We start from the raw sequence: 15487 nt of genomic DNA, 5'->3' as shown, positions 1-15487 counted from the left end.
CGACCACAGCACCCGCACCACGCATGTCGGCTGAGGCCCCCGCGTCGCCCACTGCACCCCCGCCACCCGAATCCCCCACCGCACCCGCCCCGGCCACCTCGCTCTCAGCACCCACGCGACCCGCGAGACCCGCGCCGGCCGCTCCACCCGAGTCGCTCTCAGCGCCCACGCGGACCACAGCACCCGCACCACACATGTCGGCTGAGGCCCCCGCGTCGCCCACAGCACCCCCGCCACCCGAATCCCCCACCGCACCCGCCCCGGCCACGTCGCTCTCAGCACCCACGCGACCCGCCAGACCCGCGGCGGCCGTTCCACCCGAGTGGCTCTCAGCGCCCGCGAGACCCGCGCCGGCCGCTCCACCCGAGTCGCTCTCAGCGCCCGCGCCGCCCCCGTGGGCCGCCGCACCCGCCAGTCTCGCCACCAGTACCTCCCCCAGCCGTCCCTCCGCCTCATGGCACACCTCCGCCCACACCTTGCCCAGGGCGGGGCTGTCGTCGGTCAGGCGGATCAGGGTGCGGACGAGTTCCCAGGAGGCTGCCGAGACGCCCGCACCCGGCGTCAGGGTGTGGCGGACCGCGTGGTCCAGGGCCTCGGGGACCGGGAGGTCGGCGGGGGCCTGTGTCACCGCCTCCGCCCAGCGCCGGGCGCCCGCCGCGTAGAGGGGGGCGACGGCCTCCTCCTTGGTCGCGAAGTAGCGGTAGAAGGTGCGGGGGGCGATTCCCGCGGCCTGGGCGATGTCCTCCGCACGGGTGGCCCGCAGGCCCCGTTTCACGAACAGGGCCGCCGCCGCACGGGCGATCTCCATCCGGGTCGTCGCCTTGCGTCGCTCGGTCAGGGAGAGCGGTGCGGCGGGTGAGAAAGGGCCGGAGGTCGGCGCTGGGGTGGAGCTGCTCACCTCGGCAGGCTATGCCCATGTGGCACAATCTGCCACCGGCGGGCCACCCCGGGGTTCAGGTCCGGGGTGCCCCGCCCCCAGCATGCCCGCACCCTCGATCGGGCGCAAAAAAGCGAGCCGGGCCCCGGCGCCCGGGGGGAGGGCGCCGAAGCCCGGCTCAGGGAAAGTCCCGGCGCCGGGGGGGATGTGCGTCGGGACTTGGTCCAGGGGATGGTCGGGCACGCTCTTCGTCGGATCAGGGCACGCTCTGTTCGACAGACCGACGGGCACACCCTTCGACCCGAACTCCTGTGCCCTGAAGTCTTGTTTCCCGGAGCACAGGCCCTTGAAGCGGCGTTGCACAGCCATGTTTGCGCTGTCTTTCGCCACCCGGCGTACGCCGTGGGCGCTGCTACGCCGCCGCCTCGAACCCCGTGTCCCGCGCCAGCTTCTTGAGCTCCAGCAGCGCGTGCTTCTCGATCTGCCGGATCCGTTCGCGCGTCAGACCGTGCTCCTTGCCGACCTCCGTCAGGGTCCGCTCACGGCCGTCCTCGATGCCGTACCGCATCTTGATGATGGAAGCCGTGCGCGGGTCGAGGCGGCCGATCAGGTGGTCGAGCTCCTCGCTGCGCAGCAGGGTCAGGACCGACTGCTCCGGGGAGACCGCCGAGGTGTCCTCCAGGAGGTCGCCGAACTGGGTCTCGCCCTGGTCGTCCACCGCCATGTTCAGCGAGACCGGGTCGCGGGCCCAGTCCAGGACGTCGGTCACGCGGTCCGGGTTCGAGCCGAGCTCGGCTGCGATCTCCGCGGGCTCCGGGTCACGGCCGTGCTCGCGGTTGAACTCGCGCTGCACCCGGCGGATGCGGCCCAGTTCCTCGACCAGGTGGACGGGGAGCCGGATGGTGCGCGACTGGTCCGCTATCGAGCGGGTGATGGCCTGACGGATCCACCAGGTCGCGTACGTCGAGAACTTGAAGCCCTTGCGGTAGTCGAACTTCTCCACCGCGCGGACCAGGCCCGCGTTGCCCTCCTGGATCAGGTCGAGCAGGGGCAGGCCGCTGCGCGGGTAGCGGCGGGCGACCGCCACCACCAGGCGGAGGTTGGAGCGGATGAAGATGTCCTTCGCGCGCTCGCCTTCGGCCACCAGGGCCTCCAGCTCCTCGCGGGTGGCCTTGGCCCTGGCCTCCTCGAACCCCTCGAGGACCTGCCGCGCGAACACACCCGCCTCGATGATCTGTGACAGCTCGACCTCCTTGGCGGCGTCGAGCAGTGGTGTGCGCGCGATCTCGTCGAGGTACATGCCGACCAGGTCACGGTCGGCGATCTCGCCGGCGTGGGCGCGAACACTGCGTGCCGTGTCGGTCTCGCCGGTGGCGGACTGACGACGGGCGACGGCACGGGTTGCCATGCGTGCTCCCTTGCGATGGTGGGCTGGCGGGTGGTCCTGGACGCCGGGCACTCACCGTCGAGTACCACTCAGCACCCTGTCGGGTGCCCAGCATCTGTTGGAAACAACGACTGGAATCCGGACAGAATTCCCAACCCGCCCCTCTATTTTTCTGATCATGCAGTACCCTGTGCGGCCACATGAGGAGGTCCGATGCCGCCGGAACGTACAGAGGTGCAGGTCAGGCCGGGAGTCGAGGGGGACCTCGAAGCCCTCACCGACATCTACAACCACTATGTACGTGAGACGTCCATCACATTCGACACCGTCGTCTTCACTCCCCAGGAGCGTCGCCCCTGGTTGCTCTCCCACCCTGAAGACGGGCCGCACCGCCTGATGGTTGCCACGGATGCGGACACTAAGGAAATTCTGGGCTACGCCACATCCAGTCCTTATCGCGCCAAGCCCGCCTACGAGACCTCGGTCGAGACAACCATCTACCTCGCCCCCGACGCCGGGCGGCGCGGCATCGGCACGCTGCTCTACAAGGCCCTCTTCGAGGCCCTGGCCGGCGAGGACCTGCACCGCGCCTACGCGGGCATCGCACAGCCCAACGAAGCGTCCACGCGGCTGCATGAACGCTTCGGGTTCCGGTACGTCGGCACCTACCGGGAGGTGGGCCGGAAGTTCGGCAGGTACTGGGACGTCGCCTGGTACGAGAAGGACCTGTAGGTCAGCCGAACTGCACCGACCTCTTCGCCATTCCCAGCCAGAATCCCTCGATCACGGACTTCTGCGCGTCCAGCTCACCGCCCAGCTCCGCCGCGCCCATCGTCACGAACAGCGGGGCGAAGTGCTCGGTGCGCGGGTGGGCGTAGCGGCCGGCCGGGGCCTTGTTCAAGAAGTCCAGCAGGTCGTCCCAGTCGCGGTTCTCCAGCGCGTGGTGACCCCAGTCGTCGAACTCCGAGGACCAGGTCGGCACGCCGGGCCCGGTGTGCCGCAGCGCGGCCAGGTTGTGGGTGAAGAAGCCGGAGCCGACGATCAGCACGCCCTCGTCGCGCAGGGGTGCGAGCCTGCGGCCGATCTCCATCAGCTTGACCGGGTCCAGGGTCGGCATGGAGATCTGCAGGACCGGGATGTCGGCGCCGGGGTACATCTCGACGAGCGGGACGTACGCGCCGTGGTCGAGGCCGCGGTCCGGGATGTCCTGCACGGGCATACCGGGGGCGCGCAGCAACTTCCGTACGGACTCGGCGAGTTCGGGGGCGCCCGGGGCCTCGTACCGCACCTGGTAGTAGTGCTCGGGGAAGCCCCAGAAGTCGTAGACGAGCGGGATGGTGTTCACCGCGCCGATGGCGAGCGGGGCCTCCTCCCAGTGGGCGGAGACCATCAGGATCGCCTTGGGGCGCGGCAGGTCGGCGGACCAGGCGGCGAGTTCGCCGGGCCAGATCGGGTCGTCCGCGAGCGGCGGGGCGCCGTGGCTGAGGTAGAGGGCGGGCATGCGTTCCGGTGCGGCGGCGGACATGATGACAACTCCCAATGCTTGAACTCTCAAACTCCCCTGCAGGAAACTGTACGTCGCACTTGTTTAATTTTCAAGAAGAGCTCTCGTACGATGGATGCATGATGACGGCATCCGTATCCGCTGAAGCAGCACCGGCGGCAGAAGAACCCGCCGACGCGACCCGTTGGCTCACCGAGGAGGAACAGCGCATCTGGCGCTCCTATGTACACGCCTCCACGCTCCTGGAAGACCACCTCGATCGCCAGCTCCAGCGTGACGCGGGCATGCCGCACATCTACTACGGCCTTCTCGTCGGCCTCGCCGAGGCCCCGCACCGCCGGCTGCGGATGACCCAGCTGGCGGAGAAGTCGAAGATCACGCGGTCCCGTCTCTCGCACGCCATCGCGCGCCTGGAGAAGAACGGCTGGGTGCGCCGCGAGGACTGCCCCGACGACAAGCGGGGCCAGTTCGCGGTGCTGACCGACGCGGGCGGTGAGGTGCTGCAGCGGACCGCGCCGGGCCATGTCGCGGCCGTGCGGCAGGCCGTGTTCGAGCGGCTCACCCCTCAGCAGCAGAAGGCCCTCGGCGAGATCATGCAGATCGTCGCCGAGGGCCTGCAGCCGAGCGATGCCGGCGCGGACCTGCCCTGGCTCCGCTGAGCCGCTCACTCAGCGGGGCCGGGGCAGGTCCCGGGTCGTACGCGGGAGGCGTCCCCTTCCTCCCACGTACGGATGGTTCCGAAGGGGTACGACCGGACGGTCGCCGTCAGTGGGCGACCACCGGGACGACCAGCTCGTCCTCGGCGCCCTGCTCGGAACCGCTCACGGTGGTCGAACCGGGAGTGCCGGCATTGACCAGGGACACCACGATCACGGCGGCCAGCACCAGCATGCCGACGGCGAACCAGATCGCGTTGGTGTAGCCGTGCACCTGGCCCTCGAGGGCCACCAGCTGCTGCTGCGACTTGGAGGCCGCACCGGCGATGTGGTCCTTGATGTACGCGGTCGTCGCGGAGGCGGCGATCGTGTTCAGCAGGGCCGTACCGATCGCGCCGCCCACCTGCTGCGAGGTGTTCACCATCGCGGAGGCGACACCGGCGTCCCGGGGCTCGACGCCCAGGGTGGCCAGGGACATGGCGGGCATGAAGGCGGTACCCATGCCGAGACCGAGCAGGACCATCGCCGGCAGGATCGTCGAGGCGTACGACGAGCCGATCTCCAGCTGGGTCATCAGGAGCATGCCGACCGAGGCGACCAGGAAGCCGGGGCCCATCAGCAGCCGGGCCGGGACCCGGGTCATCAGACGGGTGCCGATCTGGGTCGAGCCGACCATCATGCCGGCGATCATCGGCAGGAAGGCGAAGCCGGTCTTGATGGGCGAGAAGCCCTTCACGACCTGCAGGTAGTAGGTCAGGAAGAGGAACGTGCCGAACATCGCGATGATCGCGATACCGAGCGAGAGGTAGATACCGCCGCGGTTGCGGTCGGTGACCACGCGCAGGGGCAGCAGCGGGGCCTTGACCTTCGCCTCGGTGACCACGAACGCGATCAGCAGAACCGCGGACGCGATGAACAGCGCGATGGTCGAGGAGTCGCCCCAGCCGTTCGACTCGGCGCGGGTGAAGCCGTAGACCAGCGAGACCAGGCCGAGGGTGGACAGGAGCACGCCCGGGATGTCGAGCGGGTTGCGGTTGCGCCCGCCCTCCGGCTCGCGGATGACGAAGTACGCGCCGAGCGCGGCGATGATCGCGAACGGGACGTTGACGAAGAACGTCCAGCGCCAGTCCATGTACTCGGTCAGCACACCGCCGAGGATGAAGCCGACGGCGCCGCCGCCACCGGCGATCGCGCCGTAGATGCCGAACGCCTTGGCACGCTCCTTGGCGTCCGTGAACATCACGGCCAGCAGGGAGAGCGCGGCGGGCGCGAGCAGGGCGCCGAAGATGCCCTGGAGGGCGCGGGCGCCGAACATCATCGCCTCGTTGGTGGCCGCACCGCCCAGCGCGGAGGCGGCGGCGAAGCCGGCCAGACCGACGACGAAGGCGCGCTTGCGGCCCCACAGGTCGGCTATACGGCCACCGAAGAGCAGCAGACCACCGAAGGCGAGGGCGTAGGCCGTGACGACCCACTGCCGGTTGCCGTCGGAGATGCCCAGGTCCTGCTGGGCGGAGGGCAGCGCGATGTTCACGATGGTGGCGTCGAGGACGACCATCAGCTGGGCCAGCGCGATGAAGACGAGCGCTTTCCAGCGGTTGGCGTGAGCGTCGGTATCGCTGACGCCGAGAGCCTTTGAGGCTGTTTCAGACATGGGGGTACCCACTTCGGGACTTCGTGACGGAAAAAAGGTGTGGTGCGGGGACGGCTCGTCCGCTCGTCCACGGCGACGGCGGGTGAGTCGGTGTAGTGACTGGCTTCGAATGCGGAACTAATCGCAGGACTGGCGGAGATCCTCCATGGTCACGGCCGTGCCCGGCAGTTCGGAGTGGGCCGGAGCCCGCAGTCCGTCCAGGAACAGCTGCAGATGGCGGTGGACGAAGCGGTCGTTGACGAAGCAGTTGGTGCCGGCCGGGGGCCGGCTGAGCTGGGCGACGACGATCATCAGATCGCCGACGCCGACGTCGGGGCGCATCTGGCCGGCCGCCTTGGCGCGGTCCATCAGCTCACCGACGATCTGCTCGACGCGCTCGCGCGCCGCTTCGAGGTCGGGGTGGTTCTGGTCGAACGTGCTCTGGACCATCGGGCACAGGGCGCTGATCCGCTCGTCGGCGGAGGTGTGCACAAAACGCTCCAGCGCCTCGAAGGCGTCCCCGGTCTCGGCGAGTGCCCGCTCGCCCGCCTCCGACGTCCGGTCCATGACGGAGCAGACGACCTCGCGGACGAGCGCGTCGCGGTCGGGGAAGTTGCGGTACAGCGTGGCGTTGCCGACGCCGGCCCGGCGGGCGATCTCGTCGAGCGGCACCTCGGGGCCGAACTCGGTGAACATCTCCCGGGCGGCGGTGACGATCCGCTCCCGGTTGCGCAGGGCGTCGGCACGCGGCCGCGTCACCTTGCGCTGCGCGGGCCTTGCGGTCGTCGTGGCGGTCACGGTGTCCTCCGTTGGCTGTGATCTCGCGATCCGGGGAGTCGGTCCCCGTTTCGCTCGGACACCTGACTAAACGGGGAGACGCTCCCCGGTTATTTCAGGTTGAGGGGAACTTATGTTGTGACCTGAGTCACACCCCTTCTTCCTCCCTTCGTTCTCCCGAACCCCACGTTCGGAGTCCTTCAGCGAGCGCCCGCGCACCCCGCGACCGAGGGTGATCGAAAGGGCGCAGCCAGGCACCGGCGGCTGCCATGGACGAAGGGCCCGTGCATGCAGCTCAGCCGTCGGATACGCCGGCGCCGCGTGGCCGCCCTCGCGACCATCACCGCCCTGACCCTGGCGGTCAGCACCTCGGCCGGCACCGGGCATCTGACGCGGGGCGCCACCGCGGCCGGGGCGGGCCCAATCGCGCTGGCCCGCGGCTCGGCGTTCGGCCCCTGCATGATCAGCGGCAATCGCACCGTCCAGATGTCGGAGGGCGTGCCGACCAACGCCGGCTACTCCCGCTCCACGGGCACCGTCCACGCCCTGACCCTGATGATCGACTTCCCCGACGCGCCGGGCCCCGGCAACGCCCTCGACCGCTACCGGGAGTTCTTCCCGCAGACCGAGAGGTGGTTCCGCACCGCGTCCTACGGCCGCCTGGACTACCGAGCCGAGGCTCCGATCCCGCACTGGCTGCGCATGCCCAAGCCCTTCAAGGCGTACGGCATAGAGCGCGGCGCCCCCTTCGACCCCGGCTACCGCGACCTGGTCCAGGACATCGTGAGCGCGGCCGACCCCAAGGTCGACTTCCGGGACTACGACTTCCTGAACGTCCTGGTGACCCCGAACGCGGGCCCCTCCGCGCTGGACACGGTCCTGTCGGTGACCTTCGCCGGCAACGCGGAGGCCCCGACCGCCGACGGCGTCCCCGTCGCCAACGCCTCCTTCGTCTACTCCCGCCAGGACGACGGCTCCGGCTCCTACGACAAGACCGGCTACCGTGTCCTCCCCCACGAGAACGGCCATGTCTTCGGCCTGCCCGACCTCTACACCCAGGAGGGCGGGGGCGCGGTCGGCCACTGGGACATCATGAGCGAGGACTGGGGCGCCAACAACGACCTGCTGGGCTGGCACAAGTGGAAGCTGGGCTGGCTGGACGCGAACCAGGTCGCCTGCGCGTCCACGCACGGCACGGCGTCGTACACCCTCACCCCGCTGGAGCGGGCGGGCGGCCCGAAACTGGTCTTCGTCCCGCTGAGCGGACGCACCGGATACGCCCTGGAACTGCGCACCCACGAGGGCAACGACGAGGCGGTGTGCCGGCCGGGGGTGCTGATCTACAAGGTCGACGCGGACGTGGACACGGGGATGGGGCCGGTGAACGTGTTCGACGCGCAGCGGGACAGCGGGGGCTGCACCCGGAGCCCCAATGTGCACGCCGAACTGTCGGACGCGCCCTTCACGCCGGGCGAGGTCTTCAAGGACTCGAAGCGGGGCATCCGCATCGCGGTGACGGGGGCGGACCTGGCGGGGAACTACCGGGTGCTGGTGACGCGGCGGTGAAGGTGGGGGACCTGGCGGGGTGGAGGCCGGTGAGCGGGTGCGGGTGCGTCGTGCCTGGTCGCGCCGGCGCGGCGCAGCCGCCGAATGTCACAGCCCCGCGCCCCGTGGCGGCGTGCAGGGGGCCTGCGCCGACAAGGGGCGCGGGGCGTGGAACGGGAGCGGGACCGTGCCCCTTCACGGCATGCGAAAGCCTGCGTCGCAAAGGGCCGCGGGATGTCGTAGAGCTGGTGACGTGGCGGTGAGCCGGCCGGCCGCCGCATTACCGTAGGGCTGCCGCGACCGCCGTACCGGAGAACCGATGCCCGCGAACCCCGCCCTCGACACCGCCTCCGCCGCCGTACCGGCCGAGGCGGTCACGCCGCTGATCCGCGGGGTCGCCGTGCTGCACCGGCTGACGGAGGCGGGCGGCACACTGAGCCCGAGCGCGCTGGAACGGGCGACGGGCCTGGCCCGCTCCACGGTCGACCGCATCACCTCGACGCTGGCCCGCATGGGCTACGTCCGCCTCGACGGCCGTGACGTGATCCTCACCCCCCGCCTGATGGAGCTCGGCAACGCCTACCTGGCCGCCCTCCGCCTGCCCGCCCTGCTCGACGCACACGCCGACCGACTGGCCGACACACTCGACGAGTCGGTGTCCTTGGCGGTCTCCGACCGCGACGGCATCCGCTTCATCCACCAGGCCACCCGCCGCCGCGCGATGTCCCTCAGCTTCCGCATCGGCGACCTGCTGCCCGCCGAACGCACCGCGCCCGGAGCCCTGTTCGCGACGGAATGGGGCGAGGACGCGTGGCGGGCGTGGCGCGAACGCCGGGCGGCGGACCGGCAGGACGCGGGCTTCCCCGCCATACCGCCGAGGCTCCGGCCTTCCGCCGACGGGGAGTTCGAGCGGGCCGTGCGGGGTGCCGCTGCGGACGGCTGGGCGTTGGACGACCAGTTGATCGAGCCGGGGCTGGTGGCGGTGTCGATTCCGGTACGGGATCCACGCACCGGCCGGATCGCCTGCGCGGCCAATGTCGTGAGCCACACCAGCCGGCACACGGCGGCCGATCTGCGGGACACGCTGCTGCCGCGCCTGAAGGCGGCGGTCGCGGCGATGGAGAACGAGCTGCGGGCGCCGTCGCCCTCGTCGGCACCGTCTCCCTCCGACCTGGCGACCTGGACCGGGGCGTCGAAGCAGGAGCTGGGGCGGGAGTTCGTGGAGTCCCTGGCCCGGGGGCTGACGGTGCTGACGGCCTTCGGCGAGGGCCGGGCCGCACTGACGCTGACGCAGGTGGCCCAGGCGACCGGCCTCGCGCGGGCCACCGCCCGCCGGGCGCTGATCACGTACGAGCACCTGGGTCTGGTGCGGGCGAGGGACCGGGTCTTCGAACTGACGCCGAGGGTACTGGGGTTGGGCTTCCCTCCCCTGTCCCGGATCTCCCTCCCCGAGATCGCCTCCCCGCACATGGCCGAACTCGCCGCCCGCGTCCACGAGTCGACGTCCCTCTCGGTGCTGTCCGGGACCGACATCCAGTACACGGCACGGGTCGCCACAGGCCGGATCATGAGCGTGAACATCACGGTGGGGACGCGGCTGCCGGCGTACGCGACGTCGATGGGCCGGGTGATGCTGGCGGACCGCGCGGAGGCGGACCCCGAGCTGGGTGCGCTGCGCCCGCTGACCTCGCACACCCTCACCGACCCGGCGGCTCTGGCGCGCGTGCTGGATGAGGTGCGGGTGCGCGGATACGCCCTGGTCGACGAGGAGTTGGAGGAGGGCCTGCGCTCGATCGCGGTGCCGGTGCGGGACCGCACGGGGCGGGTGGTGGCGGCCCTGAACGTGGCGCTGCACGCCGCCCGCCGCTCGGTGGAGGAGTGCGAGCGGGTGCTGCTGCCGGAGCTGCGGATCACGGCGGACCGGATCGAGGGGGATCTGGGGGTGGCGGGGCGGTTCACTCGGGTGGGGGTGGTGTGACCCCGGCGTCACATGGCGCTGATCTCGACGTCCGAGATCCGTATCGACAGCGACCCGGCGCAGTCATCGCGACCGGCCCGATCGAGGCGGCGAAGAGGGTCGGCCGTCGGCGGCCCGGCCCGTGACCGTCGGTTCCGGGGCGGCGGGCGGGTCGTCGAGGAAGTCGGCGGTGGGTACGTGGAACAGGGTGCCGGTGACCGCCGTGGAGAAGTCGAGCAGCCGGTCGTGGCTGCCCGGCGGATCGCCGATGAACATGTTCTCCAGCATGCGCTCGATGACCGACGGGGTGCTGGCGTAGCCGATGAAGTACGTGCCGAACTCACCGCGTCCGGGCGCACCGAAGGGCATGTTGTCCCGCAGGATCTGCCGCTCCGTGCCGTCCTCGTCGGTGATCGTGGTGAGCGCGACGTGCGAGTCGGCGGGTTTGAGGTCGTCGGGCAGCTCGATGTCGGAGAGTTTGCGGCGGCCGACCGCTCGTTCCTGCGCCTCGACCGGCAGCGCGTTCCACGCCGGCAGGTCGTGGAGGTACTTCTGCACGACGACGTAGCTGCCGCCGGTGAAGTCCGGGTCCTGCTCCGGATCGGCGGTACCGATCACGACCGCGGTGTTCGCGGCGGGGCCGGTGGGGTTCTCGGTGCCGTCGACGAAGCCGAGGAGATCGCGTTCGTCGAAGTACTTGAAACCGGACACCTCGTCGCGGACGGTGACCGAACCCCGCAGCCGGTCCATCAGCTGGGTGGCGAGTTCGAAGCACAGGTCCGGCTGCCGGGCCTTGATGTGGAAGAGCAGGTCCCCCGGGGTGGCGGGTGCGGTGTGCCGGGCGCCGGCCACTTCCCGGAAGGGATGCAGCTCGGCCGGCCTGGGGCCGGTGAACAGGCGGTCCCAGGCGTCGGAGCCGATGCCGGTGACGCAGGTCAGCTCCCCTTCCGGGATGCGGAAACCGACGGACCGCACCAGACCGGCGAGGTCGGTCAGCAGCTCCCGTACGACCGGCTCCCCGCCGGGATCGACGGTCACGACCAGGAAGATGGCGGAGCTGGTGAGGGGGCTCAGTACCGCCTGCGAGACGGGTTGCGGCTCGGGCACGAACACTCCTGATTCTTCGGCGAACACGGAGGCCGGACTCGAACAGCCTCTCATCCGGAGCTCACTTCTTCGCGACGTCATCGACCGTCCGCGGCGGGTATCTCCCCGTCCTGCGCGAGGTATTCGGGACCGCGGGTCGCGCACTCGGCGCACGCCATGCCTGGGCGGAGGCCGCCGAACGCCATCTGGACTTCTGCCGCTCCCTGAACCGAGCGCTCCCTCAGGCACATACCGCCGCCGTGCGCGACGGCTCAGGTCACGAGCCGCAGGACGTCGGCCAGGCCGCGCTCACCGGTGCGGTGTTCCGACGGCAGGATGTAGGTGCGCAGGCCGCAGGCGGCGGCGCCGCCGTCGCGGACGGGGTTGTCGCCGACCATGAGGGTGGCGCGCGGGTCGGTGCCGAGGTCGGCGCAGGCTTTGAGGAACAGGTGCGGGTCGGGCTTTTCGCGCCCCTGCTCGTAGGAGATGACGCAGGTGTCGATCAAGGCGTCCAGCCCGTGGTGGGCGAGGTGGGTGCGCAGGTCCCAGGCGAAGTCGCTGACGATGCCGAGGCGCAGTCCGCGCTCGCGCAGGGTGCGCAGGACCGGTGCGGTGTCGGGGTAGGGGATCCAGGCGTCGGGGGCGGTGAGTTCCCGGTAGGCCGCCTCCTCCGCTCCTCGCAGGAACTCCACCCGCTCCCACCATCCCCGCATCGCGCGGCGGTGCTGCTCGGCGGAGAGGTCGCGGCCTTCCTGGAGGGTGACGACGGAGGGCAGCCGGAAGGCGGTGCGCAACTGGTCGGAGATCTCGGCCACCGCACCGGGCCGGTCCAGCACGGCGAGGCGGCCCGTGGCGGCACCGACCCGGCGCAGCCAGGTCTCCAGGTCGATCATCTGGAAGATCGTGTTACTGAAGTCGAGCAGGACGGCCTGGACTTGAGGCACCGGCGCGGCCATCTCGGCGTCACTGGGGCGGTAGGCGCTGGGTGTTTCGAACAGGGTGTGGATCACGGAGAGGGCTCTTCGGGTTCGACCGTCTCGACGCGGACACCGAGGTCGCGCATGGCCGCGAGTTCCGCCTCGGGGGTGCCGGTGTCGGTGATGACGGCGTGGTAGTCGGCCACGGTGCCGTACGCGTACGTGGCGGTCTTGCCGAACTTCGAGTGGTCCACCAGGAGCAGCGCCTGTTCGGCGGAGGCGAGCATGGCCAGCTTCACCTCGACGTAGTCGTTCACGGGATGGAAGAGGCGGCCTTCCAGGACCGCGGTGGCGGACATCAGGGCGAGGTCGGCCCGGATCCGGGACAGGGCGCGGGTGACCGTGGGACCGGTGCAGGAGTTGAAGTCCGCGCGGTAGTGGCCGCCCAGCAGGGTGACGCTCACCTCGGGCGCGGCCCCGAGGCGCTGCGCGAGGCCGACGGAGTTGGTGACCACGTGGAGCTGCTCCAGCCGGACCAGCGCGGGGACCAGGGGGAACAGGGTGGTCGAGTCCTCCATGAGCACCGTGCTGCCGGGCCTGATCCGGTCGGCGACCGCCGCGCACAACGCGTTCTTGGCCGCGAGGGCGCTGTTCTCCCGGAAGCGGGTGGCCGTCTCCATGGTGAGGGCCGGGAAGGCGACGGCCCGCCCGCGCTCCTTGCGCAGGAGATGGCGCCCGGCGAGGTCGTCGAGGTCCCGGTGCATCGTCATCAGGCTGACGTCGAAGTGCCGGGCGAGGTCGTCGATGCGGGTCTCGCCGTGCTCGGCGACGTACCGCAGCACGGCCTGTCGCCGCTCCTCGACGGCGGCCTGAGACAGTCGCGTACGAGCGGTCACGGCGCCCCTCCTTACCGATCGCTCCGGTCTCGCAGTTTCCCACACGGCCGGTGGCGGCCGTCGCCCGTCGGCTCGGGGGCCGCTACGGTCCGTCCACCGTGACCAGCACCTTGACCTGCTCGGGGTCGACGGACGCGGCGAAGGCCTTGGCGGCGTCCGCCAACGGGTAGGCGGCGGTGACGATCTCGGCGGTGTCGACGGCGCCGGAGGCGATCAGGGCCATCGCGGTGCGGTAGTCCGCGCCGGTGTACATCAGGGTGCCCTCGATACGGATCTCCCGGTCCTGGACCAGGTCGAGGCGGACGGGGGTGGTCCCCGCGGCTCCGACGCCGACGACGATGATCGTGCCGCCCTTGGTGACCAGGTCGGTGGCCTGGGCGATGGACTGCTCGCGGGCCACGCAGTCGAAGACCACGTCGATCGGTCCGCCGAGCATCTGACGGGCCTGGTCGGCGAGATCGGCGGCGTCGGCGGACAGGACCGCGTCGGCGCCGAGGCGCAGCGCGCGGTCCCGCTTGCCCGGCAGCAGGTCGGTGACGGCGATCCTCGCGGCGCCCGCGTGCCGGGCGGCGAGGAGGGTGAGCAGGCCGATGGGCCCGGCGCCGAGGACGACGACCGTACGTCCGGTGAGGTCCCCGGCCTTCGCCACGGCGTGCACCGGGGTGGCCAGGGGCTCGACGAGCGCGGCCTCGATGTCGGTCATGCCGTCGGGGACCCGGTGGACGCGGTCGGCCGGGATGGTGAACAGGTCGGTCATGGCGCCGGGCGTCTGGCAGCCGAAGACCTTCAGTTCCTGGCAGATGTTGTAGCGGCCGGAGCGGCACTGGGGGCACCGGCCGCAGTACAGGTTGGGTTCGATGAGCACCCGGTCGCCGGGCGCGAAGTCCTCGGCCCCCTTCCCGGCCGCGGCGACCACGCCGACCGCCTCGTGACCGGGGCGGTAGGGCAGGTCGATGAAGGGGTGGTGGCCGGCCGCGGCATGGGTGTCGGAGCCGCAGATGCCGACGACCGTGGTGCGTATGAGGAGTTCGTCATCGCCCGGGACGGGGGCGGGCACCTGCTCGAGGGTGATGTCGTCGAGGGAGCGGACGAGGACACGGCGGATCTGCTCGGTCATGGTGGCGGGTTCCGTTCGGTGGGGGGCGTTCACGCGGAGGCGAGGCCGGGCTGGATCTGGATCTTGCGGCCGATGCCGGCCTGGAAGCGGGTGATCGCGTCCGGGAACGCCGCCAGGGGGAGGCGGTCGCTGATGAAGACGTCCGGGTCGATGACACCGGTGGCGAAGAGGTCCGCGGCGCGTTCGAAGCTGTGCAGGACGGCCATCGAGCCGGTGATCGTGATCTCCTGGTTGTAGATCTTGTACGGCTCGATGGTGGCCCGGGCGGCGTAGTCGGCGACCCCGAACTGCAGGTAGGTGCCGCCCTTGCCGACCCGGCCGAGGGCGTCCTGGATGGCCTTCGCGTTGCCGGTGGCGTCAACGACCAGGTCCCAGCCGTAGGGCGGTCGTTCGAGCTCGTCGGCGGACGTGGCACCGGCGGAGCAGCCCAACTGCCGTGCCGTGGAGAGGCGTTCGGTGTTGATGTCGACGACGTCGACGCTCGCGGCGCCGGTGGCCTTGGCGAGCTGGAGCATCATCAGGCCCATGGTTCCGGCGCCGTAGACGAGCACGCGGGAGGCGAGACGGCTGCGCAGGACGTCGTAGCCGCGCACGGCGCAGGACAGCGGTTCGATCAGGGCCGCGTCCTCGGTGCGCATGCCGTCGGGCAGGACCGTGCAGTTGGCGACGGGCGCGGCCACGAACTCGGCGGCGGCGCCGGGGTTGGTGACCCCGATCGCGGCCCACCGTTCGCAGAGGTTGTTGTGGCCGAGGCGGCAGTAGTGGCACTCGAAGCAGTACAGCGACGGATCGACCGCGACCCGTGCCCCGACGGTGACCTCGGTGACGGCGGAGCCGACCGCGACGACCTCTCCGGCGAACTCGTGGCCGGGGACGATGGGCAGCTTCGGGGCGAACTCCCCTTGGAGGATGTGCAGATCGGTGCCGCACAGCCCGCAGGCCGCGACCTCGACGACGACCTCGCGCGGGCCGGGAGCCGGGTCGTCGACGGTGGTGATCTCGACGTCCCCGAGCCCGGTGATGACGGCTGCCTTCACTTCACGGCTCCTAGGGACAGGCCGCGGACGAGTTTGTCCTGGGCGGCGAAGCCGGCGATGAGGACGGGCAGGGAGACGAGGGTGGCGGCGGCGCAGAGCCG

The 15487-nt window shown here is 70.9% G+C and carries 13 protein-coding genes and 2 pseudogenes; 4 read left to right on the top strand and 11 right to left on the bottom strand.

Annotation, left to right across the window (positions count from 1 at the left end; all coding sequences use genetic code 11):
- Positions 1-298 precede the first annotated feature (298 nt).
- Positions 299-898: pseudogene (locus ACWC09_RS49040) on the bottom strand (TetR/AcrR family transcriptional regulator); the annotation flags it as partial.
- Positions 899-1289: 391 nt separating this feature from the next.
- Positions 1290-2285: a sigma-70 family RNA polymerase sigma factor gene (locus ACWC09_RS49035; RefSeq protein WP_450858380.1), complete on the bottom strand. Its 996-nt coding sequence runs from the start codon at positions 2283-2285 to the stop codon at positions 1290-1292.
- A gap of 192 nt (positions 2286-2477) precedes the next feature.
- On the opposite strand from ACWC09_RS49035, the gene ACWC09_RS49030 reads away from it, so the two are divergent.
- The gene (locus ACWC09_RS49030; protein WP_450858379.1) at positions 2478-2996 is read left to right on the top strand and encodes an N-acetyltransferase family protein; all 519 of its coding nucleotides are present in this window, start codon (positions 2478-2480) and stop codon (positions 2994-2996) included.
- Position 2997: 1 nt separating this feature from the next.
- Here ACWC09_RS49030 and ACWC09_RS49025 read toward each other — a convergent pair whose 3' ends face one another.
- Positions 2998-3789 (bottom strand): dioxygenase family protein, encoded by a 792-nt coding sequence (locus ACWC09_RS49025; protein ID WP_450858378.1) that lies wholly within the window; start codon positions 3787-3789, stop codon positions 2998-3000.
- Positions 3790-3887: 98 nt separating this feature from the next.
- Between ACWC09_RS49025 and ACWC09_RS49020 the strand changes: the two genes are divergently transcribed.
- Complete coding sequence (locus ACWC09_RS49020; RefSeq protein ID WP_450858377.1) at positions 3888-4427, top strand: MarR family winged helix-turn-helix transcriptional regulator; 540 nt, start codon at positions 3888-3890, stop codon at positions 4425-4427.
- Between the two features lie 106 nt (positions 4428-4533).
- Here ACWC09_RS49020 and ACWC09_RS49015 read toward each other — a convergent pair whose 3' ends face one another.
- A complete protein-coding gene (locus ACWC09_RS49015) occupies positions 4534-6075 on the bottom strand; it encodes an MFS transporter (protein ID WP_450858376.1) in 1542 nt (513 codons plus the stop codon).
- Positions 6076-6192: 117 nt separating this feature from the next.
- Positions 6193-6852 carry a TetR/AcrR family transcriptional regulator gene (locus tag ACWC09_RS49010; protein ID WP_450858375.1) on the bottom strand — a complete coding sequence of 220 codons (660 nt, stop codon included), beginning with the start codon at positions 6850-6852 and terminating at the stop codon, positions 6193-6195.
- A 267-nt stretch (positions 6853-7119) separates the two neighbouring features.
- Here ACWC09_RS49010 and ACWC09_RS49005 point away from each other — a divergent pair, with 267 nt between their 5' ends.
- Together ACWC09_RS49005 and ACWC09_RS49000 are read left to right on the top strand one after the other, a co-directional pair.
- Positions 7120-8397 carry a M6 family metalloprotease domain-containing protein gene (locus ACWC09_RS49005; RefSeq protein WP_450858374.1) on the top strand — a complete coding sequence of 426 codons (1278 nt, stop codon included), beginning with the start codon at positions 7120-7122 and terminating at the stop codon, positions 8395-8397.
- A gap of 298 nt (positions 8398-8695) precedes the next feature.
- A complete protein-coding gene (locus tag ACWC09_RS49000) occupies positions 8696-10354 on the top strand; it encodes an IclR family transcriptional regulator domain-containing protein (RefSeq protein WP_450858373.1) in 1659 nt (552 codons plus the stop codon).
- 63 nt (positions 10355-10417) lie between these two features.
- Here the strand turns inward: ACWC09_RS49000 and ACWC09_RS48995 are convergent, their stop codons facing one another.
- The 6 genes and pseudogenes from ACWC09_RS48995 to ACWC09_RS48970 form a co-directional block, all read right to left on the bottom strand.
- Positions 10418-11440, bottom strand: a complete 1023-nt coding sequence (locus ACWC09_RS48995; RefSeq protein WP_450858372.1) for a Dyp-type peroxidase — start codon at positions 11438-11440, stop codon at positions 10418-10420.
- 251 nt (positions 11441-11691) lie between these two features.
- Entirely contained in the window at positions 11692-12429 is a 738-nt protein-coding gene (locus tag ACWC09_RS48990; RefSeq protein WP_450858371.1) for an HAD family hydrolase, read from the bottom strand.
- A complete protein-coding gene (locus ACWC09_RS48985) occupies positions 12426-13232 on the bottom strand; it encodes a DeoR/GlpR family DNA-binding transcription regulator (protein WP_450858370.1) in 807 nt (268 codons plus the stop codon). Before ACWC09_RS48985 ends, ACWC09_RS48990 begins: the two co-directional genes overlap by 4 nt.
- A gap of 82 nt (positions 13233-13314) precedes the next feature.
- Positions 13315-14349, bottom strand: a complete 1035-nt coding sequence (locus ACWC09_RS48980) for a zinc-dependent alcohol dehydrogenase (protein ID WP_450858369.1) — start codon at positions 14347-14349, stop codon at positions 13315-13317.
- A 29-nt stretch (positions 14350-14378) separates the two neighbouring features.
- The gene (locus tag ACWC09_RS48975) at positions 14379-15386 is read right to left on the bottom strand and encodes a zinc-dependent alcohol dehydrogenase family protein (RefSeq protein ID WP_450858368.1); all 1008 of its coding nucleotides are present in this window, start codon (positions 15384-15386) and stop codon (positions 14379-14381) included.
- Positions 15383-15487, bottom strand: a pseudogene (locus ACWC09_RS48970) (carbohydrate ABC transporter permease); the annotation flags it as partial. The gene ACWC09_RS48975 and the pseudogene ACWC09_RS48970, both read right to left, overlap by 4 nt.

The organism is Streptomyces sp. NPDC001617, assembly GCF_053596855.1.
The sequence above is the reverse complement of the archived record's forward strand: the minus strand, read 5'-3'. Positions and strand labels throughout refer to the sequence as shown.